Origin of the sequence: Desulfovibrio sp., assembly GCF_047607245.1 — a bacterium.
In the GTDB taxonomy this organism is placed as follows: domain Bacteria; phylum Desulfobacterota; class Desulfovibrionia; order Desulfovibrionales; family Desulfovibrionaceae; genus Desulfovibrio.
Window position 1 is genome coordinate 1 of sequence record NZ_JASGDK010000086.1, and the last position, 19,887, is coordinate 19,887.

Here is a 19,887-nt window from a genome sequence, read left to right on the forward strand (position 1 = left end):
AATGGACGCTGCCGAAATGGCAGGTTCAATGGCGTCACCGTTTATGATGGCACGCTGTGGCGGCAATTCCCCGGAAGGTTTTTGTGTCCACAGACGGGCCAGCACTGCTTCCGGCACGGTTTTGTTGCCGTCCACAAGTAGCAGGTTGGGCGCTGTGCGCAGGTGGCGCACGGCGAGGCTCATTGCCTCAAACGTTGCCTGCAGAATATTTATGCTGTCGATGCGGCGCGGCCAGATGACGCCCAAACCCCAACCCACTGCGCAGGCCTTGATGCAGGGGGCAAGCGCATCACGCTGCTTGGCCGTACAGGCCTTGGAGTCCGTAAGGCCTGGCAGATCATAGGCAGCGGGAAGAATAACGGCGCATGCCACCACCGGGCCAGCCAGACAGCCGCGTCCGGCCTCGTCAATTCCCGCAGTTGTGCGCGAGTCCGTCATGCTTTCCGTGGAGAAAAGCAGATTGCCCTGCATTCTGGGCAGGTGCGGCTGCGTGGAGCGGTGGTTTTTCACGCACGTTCTCCGAAATCGGGCGACAAACACACAAGAGGCGCGCCATGAGGGCGGTTGCCCGCCATCTCACAGCGCGCCGTCAAAAAGGCGCTATATGTGTTCTGATGCCTCAGCTGGCTATCAGAAGCGGCCACGCGGCTTGATACGCGCCGCTTTGCCCTTGAGGGCGCGCAGGTAGTACAGACGGCTGCGGCGCACGCGGCCCTGAGTTACCAGCTCCACACGGTCAATGAAGGGCGAGTTGATGGGGAAGATACGTTCCACACCCACGCCGTCAGAAACCTTGCGCACCGTGAAGGTGGCATTGGTGGTGCCGCGTTTGATGCGGATGACGTTGCCCTGGAAAACCTGAATGCGCTGTTTTTCGCCTTCCACGATACGCAGATGTACTTTCACCGTGTCGCCGGAGCGAAACGCGGGCACATCCATGCGCATGTTTTCCCGTTCAATTTTTTTGATGATATCCATCGTAAACTCCTTGCAAATCCGGGCGGATTGTTGCGTCGTTGCGTAGCGGCGCCGATGCGTTCAGGCCGCCTGTTTGTCAGCAATAGTCGCCTAAAATTCTGTCTGCCAGAATCGCGGCGGCGCTGCGCACCGAAAGGTGATTATACCCCAAAAACCGCACAGGGCGGATAAGACCGTCACACTGCTCCAGCACTTCGGGGGCAAGCCCCTTGGCAGTGCCGAGGCAAATCATGACTGGCCCTTGGCTGCACCAGTGCCGCACTTCCTGTGGCGTCATGAGCGGGCCTTTGTGGGCCTGCCCTTTGCCTTTGCCGGGCCAGACGGCGGAACTTGCCACCAGCCTGGGCCGGATGCCGTGCCGTGCGGTCATATGCGCCACCGCCTCGTCCAGGGAAGCCGCGGGACAAACCAGACCGAGAGCCTGCGCACGGTCGGCATTGCCTGAACCGCCCGGGCCCCGCGTCCAATGGCGCAAAATTTCATCCAGCACCCGCAGTTGGTCCTGCAAGGGGGTCACCACATGGAATGAACCCATAGCATAGCTGCGGGAAATTCGGGCTATATCGTGTATGTCGAGGTTTGTCAAAGAGGAAGCGCCGGATTTTTTTGCATCCAGCTGCACAGGATAGTGCATCAGACAGAATGAAAGGTTGCGTCCCGGCCTTTCGCGCGGGATTTCAGCCAGGGTCTGCACGTCTTCTTTTGTCAGCGGTGCTGTATTAAGCAGGTCGGGGCGCATGCGCAGGGTTGCCTGCACAGATTGCTGCCGCCGCCACTGCGCGATAAGCGCATGGTCGCCGCCTCGCAACACTTCGGGTACGGGCAGGCCTTCCAGAACTTCCGGACGTGTATAGTGCGGATATTCCAGAAGCCCGTGTGAAAAACTTTCGTCTTCTCCCGATTCTTCTTTGCCCATAAAGCCGGGCATGAGGCGCGAAACAGCTTCAATAACGGCCAGAGCCGCTGTTTCGCCGCCATTAAGCACGACATCCCCCACACTTACGGGTTCAATGGGAAAAAGATCCAGCAGGCGGGCGTCGATGCCTTCATAACGGCCGCAAACGATGGTCAGATTTTTTTCCTGCGCCAGTTCCCGCGCCATATCTTGCGTCAAGGGACGCCCCCCGGGTGCCATGAGCAGGATGCGCCCAGGCTGTTCAATGGAGCGCAGTGCTGCCGCCAGAGGTTCGCCCTGCATGACCATGCCGGGCCCGCCGCCGTAGGGTCGGTCGTCTACATGCCGATGTTTGCTGGTACTGAAATCACGGGGATCATGAAAGGAAAAATTTACAAGTCCAGCCTCCCGCGCACGGCCCATAAGAGCGGTGGACAGGGGCGACTGAAAAAAATCGGGAAAAAGCGAAACCAGGTGAAAACTCGGCATGCGCGGAGAGTGCCGTAAAACGCCGCGCCTTGCAAGAAGAGGTTTGCAGCAAACACCAGAGCACAGCGTGGGCAGGCTTACTCCGGCCTGCCCCTTTTTTACCAACCGACAGAGCTGCAAGCCTGCCTGCGGGGAATCTGCGGGTGGCTGTCAGAGCTGCATTTGAAAGAGTTTAACTGTGCGGCCCAGATGTTAAAAAATTGTCCGCCGAGGTGTGCTGCGCGCGCCCGGCGGAAGATGACCGGGCGTGCGCAGCAACATAGTGAAGATTTTTCTGGAAACTACGTTTTTGATGCAGTGCCAGCTTTGGAACGAAAAAAACAGGGCTAATCTGCTTTGGTTGACCCAATCAGCCCCTGAAAAATGCAACGCCAGTGTGCGCGTAACGGGCGGCCTGACACAACAAGGGGATTGCCTGGGGATACCGGGGCTGCAACGCACAACCAGTGCCCGGCACAGGGAACAAGCTGCCAGCCGATCTGTCTACATGGTTCAGCTGTGTCGGAGTAATTTTTTTCTGAGGAAAAAAATGTGCTGCCCTCACGGCAAAACTGCATAAGCCCCCGCCGCTGCCCTGAAAAACCGCTGTGAACCAGGGCCGGGTCGCGCGACAGGCCAAGCCCCGCAGATTTGAGCAGAGCTTCCTTGATGGTCCAGCGCCGCAGCGCGTCGCGGTCTTGAAATTTTTTTTCAATGGGCGAGGTCAGCTCCTTGCCGGAAAAAGCGCGAGAGTCTGGGGGCAGGCTGGTCAGAGATTCGGCGTCAACCGCAAGGCTAGGGCGAAAATCCTGCTGCGCCTGGCTCTCTTGTGCATTATGGGGTTGGTGGCGTTGGTGAGGTTTGTTTTCATGCCCCAGGAAGCGAACTGCGCAAAAAGCCACCTGCCCGCTGTGACTGAATGCCGCATGCCAGCCCGGCAAAACGGGACGGCCCAGATAGTCCATGTCGAGACCTTCAAGGCTCAACCATGCCAGATGTGAATCGTGGGAGCTCTGCTGCGCTGTGTCAGCCCCGTCGGTTGGCTGCATGCTCTGTGAAGTCTGGGCCGCAGCCATGACCAGCCGTACCAGTAAGGCGCGCGCCAGCAAACGGCTGCACCGGGCCTTCAGCGCTGCCTCGCCGGAACCAAAGCACTGAAGATGCCCGAATTGCAAGGGGCTGAGCCAGGGCACCATGGCGGCTTCCAGGCGGTCACACCAGTGTTGCAACGCCAGCCCCTCCAGCAGGGGCACGGGTGAATACACAATGACAATGCCCTGTTTAGCGGCCTGTGCCGCCTGCCCCCATCGCTCACGGGAAAGGCTGTGGCGTTTGGACATTTCAGAATACAGTTTTTCTGCGCGGCTGAAGGCGCTCGCCGGGGATGATTGCCCGGAGTGCGCATGGGCTGACATCTGAAGTGAAGGAGGACATTCGCCCCGGCTTGTTTTGTCCATAATTTTTTATTGCCTTCTACTTATGGTTGGGCGGCGCTTGGGGCCGGGGCAGATCCTGCACCTGGCGCAAAAGCTTCCAGTATGGAGGCTGGCTTGGGGGTGGCGGCCGCCTCGGGAGAGGGCGCTTGGGCCGCGCCTGCCTTGGGCTGAACGTCGGTAGTGCTGGCGGAATCCTTGTCGGTTGTCTTTTTGCTGTTTTGGCTCTGATCGCCTGTTTTTTGCTTCGCCTCAGAGGGCAAAGCCTCTTTGGCAGTGGCGTTGGCAGCACCGTTTTTACCTTGCTGCGCTTTGTCTGCTGCCTTGCCCGGCGCTTCCGGCGACGCTGGCTTGGCAGCATTGGGCTGCCCGCTCTTTTCTGTGCCTTTGCCGTCGCTGGTGTTGGTTACACGCGTATCATTTTGCCAGAATTTTATCCAGGATGGCGCTTCTCCCTTCCATGCCCAGTAGCCGCCAAGGCCAGCGGCTGCCAGAAGCAGCAGGGCCAGTACGCTGACGGCTATACGGCGTGTTCTGGAATGCTTCAGCTGGGCAGGCAGCCCATAGGGATCATCCAGCGAACGCTGCGCTCCGGGAGGCATTTCGCCCACAGCGGTGAGCGTACCGCCCATAGTGAAGTTGATAGGCGCACCAGTGTTGACGGCCCAGCCAGAGGCATCCAGCAATGGTCCCAGGCTGCGGCGGCGCAGTTTGAACCACGCCATCGCCATTGATGGGCCGGATATGACAATGAACACGCACAACAACGCCATAGGCCACCACCAGCCCAGAGAGAACAGGGATTTGGCGATATAGGTGAATGACGCGCTGACCATGCTTATGCCCACGCTGACGGCAGCAAAAATGCCTGCGCTCTTGGCAATGTCAAAAGGTTGCTTTGCTTGCGGGGCTTTGGCCGGAGCCTCTGGTTGCCCCTCAGCCACGGAGCCGGCCAGCTTTGAAGACGCATTGGCTATGGCCGTGTCCTTGGCGGCTACCAGCTTGTGCAACTGCCCGCCCACAAGATTGGCGAAACGGATATAGGGGGCCCACATGGCCTCGCGCAGGCTGATGGGGTTTCGTACGATGCGCAGTAGGGTGCTGTCCCATACCTGCCCGGCGTTATCGACAAAAATACCGTGGCGGCCTTCAATAAGATCGTCGGCAGTGCCTGCGGTAAGGGCCGCAGCGATGGTGGCTGTCTGCTCCTCACCGTTGGAGCCTTTACGGACGCACAGGCAGTAGAGCAAGCAAAGATGGCTTTGCGTGGCAAGACGCACGTGGGAGTCCACATCATCAACGTGTACGCAGAGCGAGCAGGAGCGACTGTCTATGTAAAGGGTGCCCGCCAAAAAAATGGCCCTGTTGCCGGGTTCGTAAAAGTCGGCAAAGGAAACAAAGTTCATGAGCAGGGTGTAAAGATTGGCGTGCAACAGAATGAGCTTTTCCAGATCGCGCATGGCGTCCATACGGGGGGCGGCCAGGTCGCGTTTGATATAGGAATCAAAGGCTTCCTCAGTCGCAGTGGAGAGCAGCGCGTCCAGATCTGCATCCGATAGTTTGTCTACTACTTCTTCGGGATTCAGGGGCAGAAAGGCCCTGCCAAGCGGATCGTCAGCGGCGGCCAGCGCAAGAGGCGGCTGCCCCGGTGCGTTGAATGGCGTAGCGTCTTCCGGCGCCCGGGCAAAGTCCGGTTTTTGCGCCAGCAGTGCGGCATAGGGGGTAAAGCGGTTTTGAATGGCGCGCCATGTGTCTTCATCAAGGGAGCAAGCAGCGTTTTCACTGTTCTGGCTGTCTTTCGTCAGCGGCAGCACAGCTTCGAAAAGACGCCGGAAGGCGCGCATATCCTTTTCCCACGCGGGGTTGATTCCTGCTTGCAGGTCAAGCGGCTGACCGGCGGCAATTCTGGCCAGCGGGCGGCGGCCAAGGTGCTCCATTGAAAAAAGCCTGGCCTCGGGGCTTTCCTGCAGGCCAATTTCATTTTCTTCATTGAGTGCGGGCAGGGTTTGCGGTGCAAAGGCCGCCATGCGGCAACGGGCGAAATAATCATCAATCTTGGGGCCAAGACGCTGCATGAGGCTCCAGGCCTCGTCAGTGTCGCGACCCAATGGCAGTTCTGCCTCGTGCGTTTTTTGCCGCCATTGAAGCACCTCATGCAGTATTTCACGAAACCGTGCGGCAAGGGGGGCGTCGAGCCCCGGCGTGCCCGAATCGTCACGCATGCCGCCCACAATCTTGAGGCCTGTAAGAATAAAGTGGCGAACGGCCTCACCTGATGCATCCTGTGCGTCCACCGAGGTGGAAGGCACTATGCCGTCGCCATTAAAAGCGTATCCGGCTGCCGCATTGAGCGCTATTGCCGTTTGGTGGCGGTCGATCTGCGTTCTGTCAGCGGCTTCGGTCTTGTCCAGCACTAGCCGGGCCGCTGCCAAAATGCTTGCCCCCTCGGGCGTGTCCTCGCGCAGCAGATCCAGAGGAAGTGCAGTGCGGCGCTCCTTGAGATGAGAGGGGTGGCTTATACGTTGGCAAAGCCAGGCCACGGCATCCAGAATTTCCTTGGCGCGTATACGTCTGTCGTTATCAGCATCCAGCAGAGCCAGGGTTTGAGCGTCAAACTCAAGCCCGTGTATGGGGCAGCTCAGAGCCATCCAGAGTTTGGGATCAAGTTTGCCCAGACTTTGCCATTCCGCATCGGTAGACAAAAGAGCCTGATCAAGGCCGGCCATGCGGCGAAAGGTAAATGCGGGGACGGAAGGGGCTGCGGCGGATGCTGTATCTGAGGAAGATTTGTCAGTTTGTGCGGGCATATATTATCCATTTTATATAAAAGAAGGCGTGCTTCTGTAATATATTGGGCTAGCGCATTTTAACTTTGAAAAAGTTTAAATGCTCCAGCGCTGTGCGAGAGTGCAATGCGCCACAACGTGGCATGAATTCTGCCGGGAAATGCAATTTTTGGCAGAATGACAACTTTGAAATATGAAGCATTTCAAAGTTGATCTACTCTAAAGACAGCGGAGGCCAGTTTTTATAAAGAGCCCGGAATACCGCGCCGTGAGGCGTGGTAGATGGTATGGGTAATGGTTATCAAAGAATTGGATTCAGGTCGAGTAAATTGCTCTTGTGGGCAGCCCTGTGGCGGAGAATATGCAAATCCACTGGTGTGGCGCGTGAGGTCTGTAAAGGCGGGATCAGCGGGAAAAATATTTAAGTTCTTCTTCAATGAGCATGACAAGTTCTGCACCCGTCATACGCACCGAGCGGGCAATAAGGATAAGCGCGTTGAGCGATGCCCCGCGCTCGCCAGTTTCCAGTTGCGCGATATAAACGCGAGACAAGCCCGCAAAGTCGGCGAACTGTTCTTGCGACAGCCCACTTTTCATGCGTACATTGCGTACAGTCTTGGCAATAGCTGTATTCAGCCCAGGTAAAATTTGCATGTACTAGGTGTATAACTTTTATGACTAAATTGAGTATGCGATTGCATACAAAATCAGTAAGTCAATTTGTGATTATTTCATATCAAGTTGCTAAGAAATAATGCGAGGCGTTGATAGCCTGGCTATGACCTCATGAACTCCAACTATAGAATTGCAACTAAAAAGGGCAAATAATGTTTTGTTTTCTATAATTGTTATATGATAATAAAAAGTATGATTATCTGCAAGCTAAATATATAACAGACAAATTTAAAAAAAGCCGGAACCCTTTGGGGTTCCGGCTACAGTGGAATTGTGGAGTCTGTTTGTAAAAAATGGCTAATCGCTTGCTCTTGCCGCCTGGTACTCGGCTACTACCTTTTCTGCCACAGGCTGCGGCGCTTCTTCATAATGGGCAAACTCCATAGTAAAAAAGCCTTGTCCGCCTGTCATAGAGCGCAGGTCAGGCGCGTAGCGCAGCACTTCGCTCATGGGAACGTGCGCCTTGATTTCGGTGCTGCCGCCTTGCGAGTCAGAGCCAAGCACCTTGCCTCTGCGGGAAGAAAGGTCGCCGATGACGTCGCCCATGCTCTCGTCCGGCACAGAAACCGTCAGCAGAACAATAGGTTCCAGCAGCACAGCCTTAAGGGTTTCCATAGCTTTTTTGAACGCCACTGAGCCAGCCACTTTAAAGGCCATTTCAGAAGAGTCCACCGTGTGGTAGCTGCCGTCGTAAACTCTTACGCGAAAATCCACTACCTGGCAGCCAGCCAGAAAGCCGCGCGCGGCAGCTTCCTGAACACCCTTGTCAATGGCGGGGATATACTGACGGGGCACAACGCCGCCTACAATGGCGTCTTCAAACTGGTAGCCCGAACCGCGCGGCAGGCCTTCCATTTCTATCCAGCAGTCGCCAAACTGGCCGCGCCCGCCGGATTGTTTTTTGTGGCGGCCCTGTACCTGGCATTTGCCGCGTATGGTTTCACGGTAAGGAACCTTGGGCGTTTTGAGTACAATATCTACCTTGAAGCGGCGTTTGGCCTTTTCAACGGAAAGTTCGATATGCAGCTGCCCCATGCCTGAAAGCAGGATATCGCCATTTTCTTCATCTCGGCCAAGTTTCAGGGTGATGTCTTCGTCCAGCAGGCGTTGCATTGCCGCGTAGACCTTGTCTTCTTCGCCTTTTTCCTTGGGAGCCAGCGCATAGGTGATGAGCTGGGGCGGCAGTTGCGGCATGGGCAGCACAAAGGGAGCCTTTTCGTCGCACAACGTGTCGCCAGTGCGGGTATTTTTCAGCTTGGCTACGGCTACAATGGCGCCGGGGCCTATAGGTTCCTTGCAAGGCGTCTGGGTTTTACCTGTCAGGTAAAGCAGGTTGCCCAGGCGCTCATTTTCTTCATTACGCATATTCTTGAGGTTCACGTCACCATTGATGGTGCCCGAAAGAACCCGCAGAAGAGATAACTGCCCGGCGAAGGGGTCGGCCAGTGTTTTGAAAACAAAGCAGGCCACGGGGCCGTCTGGATCGGGAGAACGCCTGGCATCGTCTTTGCCCTCAAAGGCGGGGCGGTCCAGCGGGGACGGCAGCAGAGCTTCAATGGCGGCCAGCAGGGCGTGCCCGCCCTTGTTTTCAAGAGCAGAGCAGGTCAGTACGGGAATCAGATCGCCTTTGACCACGCCCGAGCGCAGGCCGTAGTGCAGGTCTTCCAGAGACAGGCTGCCTTCTTCCAGGTACTTTTCCATAAGAACTTCATCGCTTTCAGCGATGTTTTCTACTGTAAGTTCACGCAGAAGGCTGACATCATCGGTCAGGCCAGCGGGAATTTCTGCTTCTACGGAAGCACCGTCACTCTTGAACATGTGGGCCTTGCCGGAAAGTACATCGGCCACGCCCAGAAAATTTTCACCCTGGCGAATAGGAACCTGCAAGGCTACAGGCTTGATGCCCAAAGCAGAAATGCTGTCAAAGGTCATCTGAAAATCGGCGCGGTCACGGTCAAGCTTGTTAATGACGATTATGGCAGGCAGCGAGGCCTGACGCACGATATTCCAGAATTTTTTTGCCAGGGGGCGCACTCCATCCACCGCGTCCAGCACGAAAACCACGCTGTCCACGCCTTTGAGCAGGCATTCCATATCACCGGTAAAGTTGCCGTCACCGGGAATGTCCATCAGGAAATGGCGGTTTTTATTCCACACGTAGGTGGCGCATGCGGGCTGTATCGAGCCGCGGCGACGAATTTCTTCAGGCTCGTAATCAAGATTTGTGGTGCCGTCTTCAACGGCGCCCATGCGTGTGACAGCTCCAGCGTTAAACAGCAGCATCTCGGCCAGAGAGGTTTTGCCGCAACCGCCAGTGCCGACGAGTGCAAAGGTACGTTGCATTTCCAGTGGGGTAGGCATGGTTTTCTCCCTTAGTAAGCGATGTGGCGGGCGCGTGCGGCGCGAGCCGGGTGAACGAAACCAGGGGAAGGAACGTACGCTCCCATAGAGAAAGGCGGGCACAGAGGGCAGCCTTGAAGGCATGCTTCCGCGTGGCCGCGTCAGGCGGAATTTCCGGAACGGGCCGCCGGGCTGCGGCGGCCTGCGGGTATTTTCCGCTTGCGGAACCTTGAAGGCTCTTGGGAAAAACGTGCGTTCCATATGCTATTATTTTCCACGATACATACTTGACTAAAAAAAGGGAAGAGCCGGACAAGCTTAGAGATCTGGCTGCCTATAAAATGCCTTGTGGCTGTCTTGACAGACGGCACTGCTGCTGTGAAACTTTATCTGATAAACCGGGCTCTGGCCCGGGTGGAGGATATATGCCCTGGGAATGGATAGCAGCAGGCATAGTGCTGCTGGTAGTGGTGGTGTTTTGCATACGCCTTATGAAGAGCGGCATAACCACGCTGGAGGACGAACGCGCCCTGTGTGATGAACGTATCCGCACTATGGAAGAGCAGGTTCGCCAGGACCAGAAAAATATGCCTTCCAGCGAACACCTGTACATCGCCCTGGCAGGCCTGCGTGACATGTTGCGCCTGGCAGACTATCCTTCTGGATTCTGGCTTGAAGTTGTGAAACAAGGTAATGGCACGGCCAGAGAAAAGGCCCTGATGCTGCGCACGCCCGACGGCGATTGGCGCATAAGCCTGATCATGCGCGAGCGTCAGCTGCGTGCCGTGCGCAAGGTAGCCCACGGCCAGGGCCGCTGGCATTTGTACGGCGCTGGCGTTCATGAGGAGTATGCAGATCTTCCCCGGCTCATGTGCGCACTGCATAACCATTTGCGGCGGCGCAGCGGAATTTCTTCTGGATCTGGGTTACACACGCCCGGAGTATTGGACTTGCCCGCAGCCTCCAGTCTGGAAGGCGGCGATGCCGCAACGAATTCGCTGCAAATCGTGCCGCCGGAAAAAGAGCATCTTGCCCGGCGATTTTCCCGCTCTCGTGGCCCAAGCGCCACTGCCCGCAAAAAAAGTCCCCCGCCCCCGCCACTCAAGCTCGGTAGCCGTTAGAATTTTTTCGCTTGGAACTGTCCGGCGGATGCGTGGGCAGAAGCCATCCGAAAAGGCAGAAACGCAACCTCAACCGTTGTAAGGCAAGAAGCTGCGGCTGAAAACAGCGCTGATGTATTTTTGTCAAGTATTTGTGCTGGTAATCGGCAAAACAGGCGTATTTTATACCTTGAAATGTTAATTCCTAAAGTTACGTTACGCTGATGTCGTTGGCGGGCATTAATATGGCATGTCGTGACGGCTACGCTGAAATCAAGTTGCAAAGAAGCTTAACCTGATGCTGTTGTAATACACATTGTCGCACCGTGTTGCTGGCAAAGGGCACAATCACCGTATAAGAAGCACTACAACGTGCGCGTCATGATTTTCAACAAATCTTCCTGCGGCAGGCTGCTCACAGGTACAAAGGGATTTGGGGGAGAGTTGTAGGCGGCAATAGATTTTTCAAACCAGCCAACGTCATGCCATTTACCATTTTTGTATCCGGCATTGCTGTAGACGCCGATAGTGCGGAATCCCAATGATTTGTGCAAAGCCTCGCTTCTGGCATTGGGCAGGGTTACGCAGCCATACACGTTTCTGACTTCCTGCAACGTAAGAATGCTGATGAGCACGCCGTACAGCCGCTTGCCCAGTCCTTTTGAAGTGGCCTTCATATCCAGATAGACCGAAAGCTCGGCGTTCCACTGGTATGCTTCACGCTCCATATGCCTGTGGGCATAGGCATATCCGGTAATCTGACCGTCTTCCTCACTGACAAGGTAGGGGTAAGAGCTGGAAATGTGCGCAATGCGATCTGAAAACTCCTGTTCAGACGGCAGCACGCATTCAAAAGTGATGGGCGTTGTCATATACTGGGCATAAATTTTTAAAAGGTTGCGACTGTCTGCGAGGGTGGCAAATCTTAAGGCCATCGTGAAGTTCTCCATTACTGAAAATGCCGCAGCAGTGCTGCCGTGCGGCCAGCAGGTAAAGGCGTGGCCGCGCATGGCTGGTATAACGTGGTCAGAGTATTTAAACTTTGGAAAATCTAGGGAAGCGCTGATTTATTTCGTTTGGCGGCGTTGCCTTACTTTTTTTGAAACAGCCGAGGACGGAAGAGTCCACTCCTGCTTCAAAAAAAAATCGCGCCTTGCCAAACGAAACAACTGCGCGTTTCCAAGAGGCTCTTTAATCAGTGGTTTCCTAAAAGCTCTGACGCGATACGAAGATACTGCGCAGCGGCGCGGGGACATGCTATGTGGAATCGCTTTTATTGTGAAGCCTGCAAAAAAGAGCACTCAGACTGAACCACTTCGGGCTGCTGCGCCCGCTGTCTTTTTTGGAGTGCGACAGGGTTTATTTATCCCATTGGGGTAGGGGATTGCGGCGTTTTTCGGTGTGGTGGGCAGAGGGCGGTTCATGCTCTTTTGGCTGGAGTTCACACTCTGTTTTTGGTCAGAGACGCTGTTTGTGGTTTTTTAAGTCCACATCCAGATGTGCTTCCTGCTGCTATGAGGCGGTGCTAGCGCGGCAGTCTTTTACCGCTTTCCTCCGCCCTGAAATTTCTTGGGCGTCACCCCGAATTTCTTTCTAAATTCCTCACTAAAGTGGCTCAGGCTTTGATAGCCGATCTGCATGCCTACCTCCGTGACGCTCATTATGCCTGATGCCAGCAGCTCCCGCGCCATTTCCAGCCGATAGCTTCTAAAATACTCAAATACTGGCATGCCAAAAACCTGCTTGAAACCGTGCTTCAGTTTCTTTTCGTTTATTCCTGCCATTTTAGATAACTGATTTATGGATGGCGGATTTTCCATGTCCTGAAGCAGAATTTCTCTGGCATCCCTGATACGGGTCACGTCCGAAGCAGCAATCTTTGTCACGGGCTGGGGCGAACCGGTAGAAAGATATTCTGAAAGCTGCATGCCGATGAGCTCAAGCGTGCGCGCCTCCAGTTGCATCCTGCGCAGCGGTCCGGCGTACGCTGCCCCCAGAACGTCAGCCACAATGCGCATTTTTTGCGGGCATTGCCTGCCTGTCCACTGAAAGGCCGACTTTTTGCCAGACAGGGCGTCTGCAAGTCCTTTGGGCAATTTTGCCTGTTCCAGCTCCAGATATTCTTCAATAAATTCTGGTGCGACCAGAATGCTCAACCGCTGCATGCCGCCTTTGCAGTCCAGTATACCGCTGGTTTCCGGCAAATAGGTGATACGGTTGCTGCCGCCTGTGTGTATGCACTGGGTGCGCCTGAACGCGCCGTCCACATAGCGGCAGCAGTTCAATCCTGCCAGCATGAAGCCGAAAATCACGGGCGAATGCTCAATGGCAAACTTTGACTGGCAATGCACCACCGCAGGCACGTGAGCGAACTGCAGCGCCAGCCCCGGCTTGAGCGCCAGAGGCGTGGTGCCCGTCATGCGGTACACGTCTGAAGCGGCAAAAGCCGCTGTATCTGGATGATGCTTCATTGCGCACGAAAACCTGTTCCCCGCTGGGGATAGTTTTTGACCCTTGAAGGGTTAGCCCTCTTGTTGTGTGGAGTGTATTGAAAAGTACATTCAATTTCAACTAGCAGGCAGGACTAACCACCATGCGGAACTTTACCCTGTATCTTGCAGCCTTTACGCTGTGCCTGGGTGTAACGTCGGTAACTGCGGTGCCGACGGTATCAGCCGAATCAACACCAAAAACTTCTGATTACACGCTGGATACCGTCACCGTTACGGCCACCAAGCGAGAGCAGAAGGTCAAGGACATTGCCACAAGCATTTCCACCGCCACGGATATTGACCTGGAAAACAGCGCAGCCCAAACGCTGAAAGACGCGACCCGTCTTTTTCCCAACGTGCACATGAAAAGCACCAGTTCGGGCAATGAAATTGTTATTCGCGGGTTTTCCACGTGGGACACGGCCTTGCAATCGCCAGCCGGGTTGTATGTGGATGAAATACCTTATCCGCTTTCCTACATGCAGAACCTTTATCTTATGGATATGGAGCGCGCTGAAGTTCTGCGCGGCCCACAGGGAACCCTTTTCGGGCAGAACAGTGAATCCGGCGTGGTCAATCTGGTGCGGCGGGTGCCCGGCAATGATGTTCGGGCGCATATTTTTACAGAGGGTGGCACATACAACACCTATCGGCTGGGAGCGTCAGCCTCGGCGCCGATTCTTGAAGACAAGGTCTACTTTTCCGGCAGTTTTTTACGCCACCAAAGCGATGGCTATGTGGACAATCTGTATAAGGACAGCACTCGTGCCGCTCGAAATGACGCCACTTCCGGGCGCGGCATGTTACGCCTGACCCCCACGGAGAAGGTTGATCTGCGTCTTTCAGTGGATGCCTCCCGTCAGGATGTAGGCGTGGGGACCATGCGGATGGACACTGGCCCCTACCGGTCTGACAGGTGGGAGGTGCGCTCCAACGCCGCCGATTCGTCTTCCGCAACGTTCACCCTGCCAGCGCTGGTAGCCAGCTACACGGGCGATGCGGCCAAGCTTACGTCCATAACAAGCTATATGGCCTATAACTATGATATGAAGAGCGACATCGACCGTACCCCGCTTCCCACTGGGGTTTCAGACATGAAGATTGACCAGCGCAATTTTACTCAGGAACTGCGGTTGGCCTCAGTGGGCAAGTCCCGTCTTTCGTGGGTGACGGGCACGTTCATTGGAGCTTCAAGAACAAAAACAGACATGGACCGCCTGATGCAGCGTGCCGTGGCAACTTCGTACCTGCATACGGACTACACCAGCGACACACAGGCGCTCTTTGGTCAGGGCACGTGGTCAATTGTGGATGGACTGCGGCTGACCGTGGGCCTGCGTGCAGAAAACACGCGCCTTAACGGCGAACAGTCCTACAATACACTGGCCGTGCGCCGTCGTTACACCAAGGATGTGACCTTTACGGAACTGCTGCCTATGGCATCACTTTCGTGGGACGCCACAACCAATATTACCCCTTATATTTCCTGGTCGCAGGGCTATCTGCCCGGCGGATTCAATATATTTTCCGCCAGCAACCGGGGCAATTTTTACTATGAGCCAGAGTACAGCACCAACTATGAAACAGGGTTGAAAACGCACTGGCTGAACGACAAGCTGCTGGCCAATGTATCCGCTTTTTATTCCACAATCCGTGACAAACAGGTGCGCGAAGAAGACCCCACAGGCGGTGTTGGCACCTGGAAGTTCACCAACTCGGCACAGGCGCATTCATCAGGGTTTGAGGCCGAGTTGAAGGCGTATCCGCTTGCGGGTCTGGAACTGCGCGGCGGCGTAGGTTACGCCCGCTCAATCATTGACGACTGGACCACCACCGTCAACGGCGTAAAAAAGGACTTCAGCGGCAAGCGCCTGCCCTGGGCTCCAGACCTGACCTACAATATAGGGGTTGGCTATACGCACGAAACGGGCCTGTTTGCGCAGGTGGATCTGTTCGGCGCGGGCAAGCAGTATTTCGATGCTGAGAACAATCTCAGCGATCCCGGATATCAGACCATCAACGCGCAGGTCGGCTACCACGGCGACAACTGGGACGTTTCGCTGTGGGGCAAAAATATTATGGATGCCCGCTATGCCACCAAAAAGCTGGCCAGCAGCGGCCAGACCATTGTGGAAGACGGCGCTCCTATGACCTTTGGTGTCACTGTGGGCTGGAGATTCTAGTCATGACCACCCACCACGAGAACTTTTTGGGCGAACTGCCTTTCGGCTCTTTGTCTGACTGGCTGGTAGCCCCGGTGCGTATGGCACTGCTCAACCTGACTCTGCAACTGGAACTGCCTGACATATTGGCAAATGTTTGCAGCCTGTCCGGCATTGCGGCTTGCCTGAAAAAAAACTGCGGCCGCCCGGCAGACGAATCCCGTCTGGCAAGCCTTATGGACGGCATGGTCGCTGCAGGTCTGGCATGCAAAAATGACGGCGCTTACAGCAATAGCCATTTTGCCCAAGAATATCTGCGCAAGGAATCGCCTGTTTTTCTGGGGGACCTGGTCGCTTCGCTGACTGGCATGCAGCATCGCAACTTGGCCTGCCTGCGCGAACGGCTTTTTGCCGGGGAAGCTGATGCAGTGGCAAGCGGGATAAAACCCGAAATCATGCTGCGTGACGAGAGCCACTGGAAACGTTCGCTGGCTGGCCTTGCTGCCTATCAAAAAGCAGGTGCGGCCAATGCTTTGGCCCGGCTGATTACTGAGCTACCCGGCGCGGAGCAGTTTTCGTCCATGCTGGATCTGGGTTGCGGGCCGGGGATCACGGCGTTGCGAACAGCGGCGCTTTTGCCAAATTTGCATGTCACTCTTTGCGATTTTTCTGCGGTGCTGGATACGGCCACAGCCGAGGCTGAAGCCAGCGGCATGGCCGGGCGTGTAGTGCTGCGCCCCGGTGACTTCAATACGGTTGCGCTGGGGCATGATTACGATCTGGTATGGGCTTGCCAAAGCCTGTACTACGCCACAGATCTGCACGAGTTTTTAACGCGGGTGTGCGCTGCGCTACGCCCCGGCGGCCTGTTTGTAAGCGTTCATGAAGGCGTGCGCGAGGGTGTATCTCCGGCGGTATTGGTTCTTTCGCGCCTTTCGTTGGCGATGGAAGGGCAGGATGTGTCTTTGAGGTACGGGCAAATGGCCACGGCCGCAGCAGAGGCAGGGTTGGAACGCATCCGGGTGCAATCCATCCCCATGCTGTTTGGCGAGGCAGATATGGAAGTGTTTCAAAAGCCGTGCGGGGCCAACAAGGGCGGTGACGCATGAAAGCACTGATGCATCTGGCGGCATTTGCGATTTTTGTGGCTGTATGGGCCATCCCGGCTTTGGCATTTGCGGCAGCTCCGGCAGGCCAGGTAGACGCAGCAGGCCATGCTGGCTCCACAGATGCGCCAAGTCTGGCAGAAAATACAGGGCCGCGTCAGAAAAAGCATTTGCGGCTGGCTGCGCCTTTGGTCTCGCAGGCCTTGCCTCTGCTGCGTGCGGGAGAAAGCCCGTTGTTTCAACAGGCCGGGGTAGAGGCTTCTTTCAGCTTGTGGCGTTCGCCCGAGCAGTTACGTGCGCTTGTGGCCAACGGGCAGGTGGACGCCGTGGTGGCGGCTTTGCCCACAGCGGCGGTTCTTGCAAAGCGCGGCGTGCCCAGCGTGGTGTTGGCGGCCTATGCGGCGCCTCTGTGGCTGGTGGGCCCGTCTGATCTTGTCCGCCAGGGCGAACAACCGCTGGACACATTCCGGCGGCTGCTCGACAGGGAAATTCTGTTGCCGTTCGGCCCGGGCAATATGCCTGAACTGGCCTTGCGCGTGCTGGCGGCGCAGGGTGACCACGATTGTCCCCTGCGCCACTGCGGCAGTGCTCTGGAAGCCGTCAACCTGCTGCGGCTCGGGCGAGGCGGCGCGGCGCTATTGCCGGAGCCTTCCGCCTCGTTGGCCACTACAGAAGGGGGCATTGTTCGTCTGCTGGACTTGCGTGAAGTGTGGGCCGCAACCTTTCCCGACTACACAGACATGCCTACGGCGTGCTTTATGGCCGTAGGGCCAACAGCGCATGATCCGGCCTTGCGTTCGCTGCTGCGGCAAAGTTTTGTCCAAGGCATGCGCGATATGGAAAAAAATCCACAGGCCAGCCTTGCTGCAGCCAGGAAATATAGCCCGGAATTAAGCGCCGTGCTTGAGCGCAACTCAAATGACGGGCTGTCATTTCTGTCCTCATCAGTTCTTGTGGGCGAAAGGGGAAAGAAGGCCGCGCTTTTTATGTTGCAACGGCTGATGGAGCTGACCCCGGCTTCTGTGGGCGGCAACCTGCCTGCGAATGATTTTTGGGATATGGGCCATGAAGAATAATCTGCGGGGCATGAAACAGAGCAACAATCTGCTGTGGCGTCTGCTCGGAGTAGTGTTTTTTCTGGCCGCATGGCAATGGGCCGCGGCACGTGGCGGTGGGCTGGCGCTGGCTTCGCCTCTGGAAACCTGGTCTGCACTTGCCGATCTGGCTGCGCAGCCGTGGTTTTGGAAGCACGGCATGCTGCCAACCCTGGGCCGTGTGCTGGTGGGGTTCGCGTTGGGATTTTTGGCTGGAGGGCTGCTGGGCTGGACAGCTGGAATTTTTCCAGAGGCCGGATTCATGCTGTTGCCTTTTCGCTGGGTGCTTTCAAGCGTGCCGGGTGTGGTGCTGGTTATTTTGGCCATGCTGTGGTGCGGCCTGGGATCGGGCATGATTATCCTGATTGTAGCGCTCACATGTGCCCCCACCATATATATGGCACTTCAGGAAGGGCTGCGCGCTGTTGACCCGGCTCTTTGCGAAATGGCGCGCGCTTACAGGGTTACTTTGCGTAAACGGTTCACAGAACTCTATTTGCCCGCGGTGGCAGCGCCTCTGGTGTCTGCCTGCGTGGTGGCTTTGGGCGGCGGCATGCGCGTGGCTATTCTGGGGGAAACTTTGGGCGCTTCGCAGGGGTTGGGTTATACGCTGGCGCTGGCGCGGGCGGATCTGAACACGCCAATGCTGTATGCCGTGGCCCTGGTCAGCATGCTGCTGGTCAGCGCCATTGAAGCCACGTTTCTGCGTTGCCTGCGCAACAAGCTGAGCTGCGGAGGCAGGCCATGACCACATTGCTCACACTTTGTAATGTAGGGCACTGCTTCGGCCCACACACGGTGCTGCGCGGCGTCAATTTTACGCTTGATGCAGGCAGGTGCGTGGTGCTTACCGGGCCAAGCGGCACGGGAAAGTCTACGTTGGCGCGCGTTATGACGGGGCTACTGCGCCCGCAGGAGGGCAGGGTGGAACTTAATGCCCGCCGAGTGGGTTTTGTTTTTCAGGAACCTCGCCTTTTGCCGTGGCGCACGGCCCTGCAAAATGTTCTGCTGCCCTGCGACGAGCGAAATCCAAAAATGAAGGGGTACGCCCTTGAAATGCTGGAAGCCGTTGGTCTGGCAAACGCCGCATCTCTGTTGCCCGGGGAATTGTCCGGCGGTATGCGGCAGCGGGTTTCTCTTGCGCGCGCTCTGGCGGTTCGTCCCGATCTTCTCATTCTTGACGAACCGTTTACAGGACTGGATGGTGCCCTGCGTGAAGACATGAAAGCGTTGATTGAAAGACTGGTGCAGGCCGGGCAGAGCGGGGCAGGCATGTCAGTGGTCCAGGTGGCGCACCACCAGCATGACATTCTGCGGCACGCCAGTGTGCAATTCAGGCTGGAACACGGCGCATTGACCGTTGAGCAAGGCAGGTTGTTATGAGTCGTTCGCACGCACGCTAAACGTGTTCCTGCGGGCACGCACTGTCCGGCATCCGGGATAATCAGCAACGCATATGGCTGATAGCTTGAGGCTTGCAGGATTTTAGCAGTCGCCATGCCGCCGTAACAAATGCAGAAAAATTCCGGTGGCGATCATGTCGGCACAGCCGCCGGGGCTGAGCTTGCGGCGCACAAAGGCCGCACCCATGCGGTTGAGCATATGGCGGCCAGCAGCGGTATCCTGCCCGCCAGCAGCCAGGGTTGCGGCAGCGTAGGCTCTGGCCAAAGCAAATCCCCTGCCGCCTCCACGCCAGAGCAGGCTGCTGTCTTCCACATGCGCAAGCAGTTCCAGCAAAGTATGGACTGTGGCCCTGTTCATATTCACGTCAGCGCCATGCCGCCCCAGACTTTCACAGGCAAGGGCCACACCGGGAAAACCCTGTTCCGCTTCGCCGCGCACGCCGTGCATGCCATACATGATATAAATGACTTCGCCGGGGGTCAGGTTGCGCTGCAAACCATTTTCCAGCAGGGGGCGCATGGCTTTGGGCCGGGTGTGTGCTGCTTTTTCAGGGCAAAATCCGGGTATGATCTGCTGCGCCGCCTGAGGGCCGCAGGGCAGGGCAGCCATGTCTGTTCCGGTGATGCCCTGCACAAATGAGGCTGCCGTGTGGCAGAGTTTTTGAATGTTTGTGGCGCTGCCAAGCCTTCCCAAGGCAGTGCAGAACAGGCCGAGAGAAAAAATCAGCCCTTTGTGGGTGTTTACGCCGTTGGTGGCCGCGAACATATCCTGCTCGGCCTTGAGGCCCAGAGCCCGCAGGCGGGGAAATACAGCAAACGGTTCCAGTGCGGTTGTGGCAGTGCCCAGCGCATGCGCTTGAGAAAAATACCCTTGCAAGGCAAGGGCGCTGCGCACAAAGGTGGTGTAATCCATATCGCTATGCGAACCTTGGCTGTTGCGGCAGACCAGCCCCGG

The 19,887-nt window shown here is 56.5% G+C and carries 17 protein-coding genes; 7 read left to right on the top strand and 10 right to left on the bottom strand.

Translation table 11 applies throughout. The annotated features are described in order from the left end of the window. From QM579_RS06790 to QM579_RS06820, 7 genes are all read right to left on the bottom strand, one after another. Positions 1 to 471: ribonuclease HII (locus QM579_RS06790; protein WP_414998433.1), on the bottom strand; the 471-nt coding region annotated here is incomplete at its 3' end. Between the two features lie 159 nt (positions 472 to 630). Next, positions 631 to 978, bottom strand: coding sequence for a 50S ribosomal protein L19 (rplS, locus tag QM579_RS06795; protein WP_183717307.1), 348 nt, complete (start codon positions 976 to 978; stop codon positions 631 to 633). Positions 979 to 1,054: 76 nt separating this feature from the next. Beyond that, positions 1,055 to 2,362, bottom strand: coding sequence for a tRNA (guanosine(37)-N1)-methyltransferase TrmD (gene trmD, locus QM579_RS06800; protein WP_414998418.1), 1,308 nt, complete (start codon positions 2,360 to 2,362; stop codon positions 1,055 to 1,057). A gap of 326 nt (positions 2,363 to 2,688) precedes the next feature. Continuing rightward, entirely contained in the window at positions 2,689 to 3,681 is a 993-nt protein-coding gene (locus tag QM579_RS06805; RefSeq protein ID WP_414998419.1) for a 4'-phosphopantetheinyl transferase superfamily protein, read from the bottom strand. Positions 3,682 to 3,818: 137 nt separating this feature from the next. Beyond that, entirely contained in the window at positions 3,819 to 6,581 is a 2,763-nt protein-coding gene (locus tag QM579_RS06810; protein WP_414998420.1) for an ABC transporter permease, read from the bottom strand. A gap of 384 nt (positions 6,582 to 6,965) precedes the next feature. Continuing rightward, a complete protein-coding gene (locus tag QM579_RS06815) occupies positions 6,966 to 7,214 on the bottom strand; it encodes a helix-turn-helix domain-containing protein (RefSeq protein WP_414998421.1) in 249 nt (82 codons plus the stop codon). Between the two features lie 318 nt (positions 7,215 to 7,532). Next, entirely contained in the window at positions 7,533 to 9,596 is a 2,064-nt protein-coding gene (locus QM579_RS06820) for an elongation factor G (protein WP_414998422.1), read from the bottom strand. Between the two features lie 404 nt (positions 9,597 to 10,000). Here QM579_RS06820 and QM579_RS06825 point away from each other — a divergent pair, with 404 nt between their 5' ends. Further along, a complete protein-coding gene (locus tag QM579_RS06825; protein WP_414998423.1) occupies positions 10,001 to 10,696 on the top strand; it encodes a translation initiation factor IF-2 in 696 nt (231 codons plus the stop codon). A 344-nt stretch (positions 10,697 to 11,040) separates the two neighbouring features. Here QM579_RS06825 and QM579_RS06830 read toward each other — a convergent pair whose 3' ends face one another. Further along, positions 11,041 to 11,625: a GNAT family N-acetyltransferase gene (locus QM579_RS06830; protein WP_414998424.1), complete on the bottom strand. Its 585-nt coding sequence runs from the start codon at positions 11,623 to 11,625 to the stop codon at positions 11,041 to 11,043. Between QM579_RS06830 and QM579_RS06835 the strand changes: the two genes are divergently transcribed. Next, positions 11,612 to 12,055 carry a hypothetical protein gene (locus QM579_RS06835; protein WP_414998425.1) on the top strand — a complete coding sequence of 148 codons (444 nt, stop codon included), beginning with the start codon at positions 11,612 to 11,614 and terminating at the stop codon, positions 12,053 to 12,055. The genes QM579_RS06830 and QM579_RS06835 overlap by 14 nt on opposite strands. A gap of 161 nt (positions 12,056 to 12,216) precedes the next feature. Here the strand turns inward: QM579_RS06835 and QM579_RS06840 are convergent, their stop codons facing one another. Further along, positions 12,217 to 13,146 carry a helix-turn-helix transcriptional regulator gene (locus tag QM579_RS06840; protein ID WP_414998426.1) on the bottom strand — a complete coding sequence of 310 codons (930 nt, stop codon included), beginning with the start codon at positions 13,144 to 13,146 and terminating at the stop codon, positions 12,217 to 12,219. Positions 13,147 to 13,268: 122 nt separating this feature from the next. Between QM579_RS06840 and QM579_RS06845 the strand changes: the two genes are divergently transcribed. Genes QM579_RS06845 through QM579_RS06865 form a run of 5 tightly spaced genes read left to right on the top strand, consistent with a single transcriptional unit; the run spans position 13,269 to position 18,912 of the window. After that, complete coding sequence (locus tag QM579_RS06845) at positions 13,269 to 15,350, top strand: TonB-dependent receptor (protein ID WP_414998427.1); 2,082 nt, start codon at positions 13,269 to 13,271, stop codon at positions 15,348 to 15,350. A gap of 2 nt (positions 15,351 to 15,352) precedes the next feature. Then, complete coding sequence (locus QM579_RS06850; RefSeq protein WP_414998428.1) at positions 15,353 to 16,438, top strand: class I SAM-dependent methyltransferase; 1,086 nt, start codon at positions 15,353 to 15,355, stop codon at positions 16,436 to 16,438. Further along, the gene (locus QM579_RS06855; protein ID WP_414998429.1) at positions 16,435 to 17,511 is read left to right on the top strand and encodes an ABC transporter substrate-binding protein; all 1,077 of its coding nucleotides are present in this window, start codon (positions 16,435 to 16,437) and stop codon (positions 17,509 to 17,511) included. Before QM579_RS06850 ends, QM579_RS06855 begins: the two co-directional genes overlap by 4 nt. After that, positions 17,501 to 18,277, top strand: a complete 777-nt coding sequence (locus tag QM579_RS06860; RefSeq protein ID WP_414998430.1) for an ABC transporter permease — start codon at positions 17,501 to 17,503, stop codon at positions 18,275 to 18,277. The genes QM579_RS06855 and QM579_RS06860 overlap by 11 nt, the downstream gene beginning before the upstream one ends. After that, positions 18,274 to 18,912, top strand: a complete 639-nt coding sequence (locus QM579_RS06865; RefSeq protein WP_414998431.1) for an ABC transporter ATP-binding protein — start codon at positions 18,274 to 18,276, stop codon at positions 18,910 to 18,912. The genes QM579_RS06860 and QM579_RS06865 overlap by 4 nt, the downstream gene beginning before the upstream one ends. Positions 18,913 to 19,014: 102 nt before the next feature. On the opposite strand, the gene QM579_RS06870 is transcribed toward QM579_RS06865, so the two are convergent. Continuing rightward, on the bottom strand, positions 19,015 to 19,887 hold an 873-nt coding region (locus tag QM579_RS06870), incomplete at its 5' end, for a triphosphoribosyl-dephospho-CoA synthase (RefSeq protein WP_414998432.1).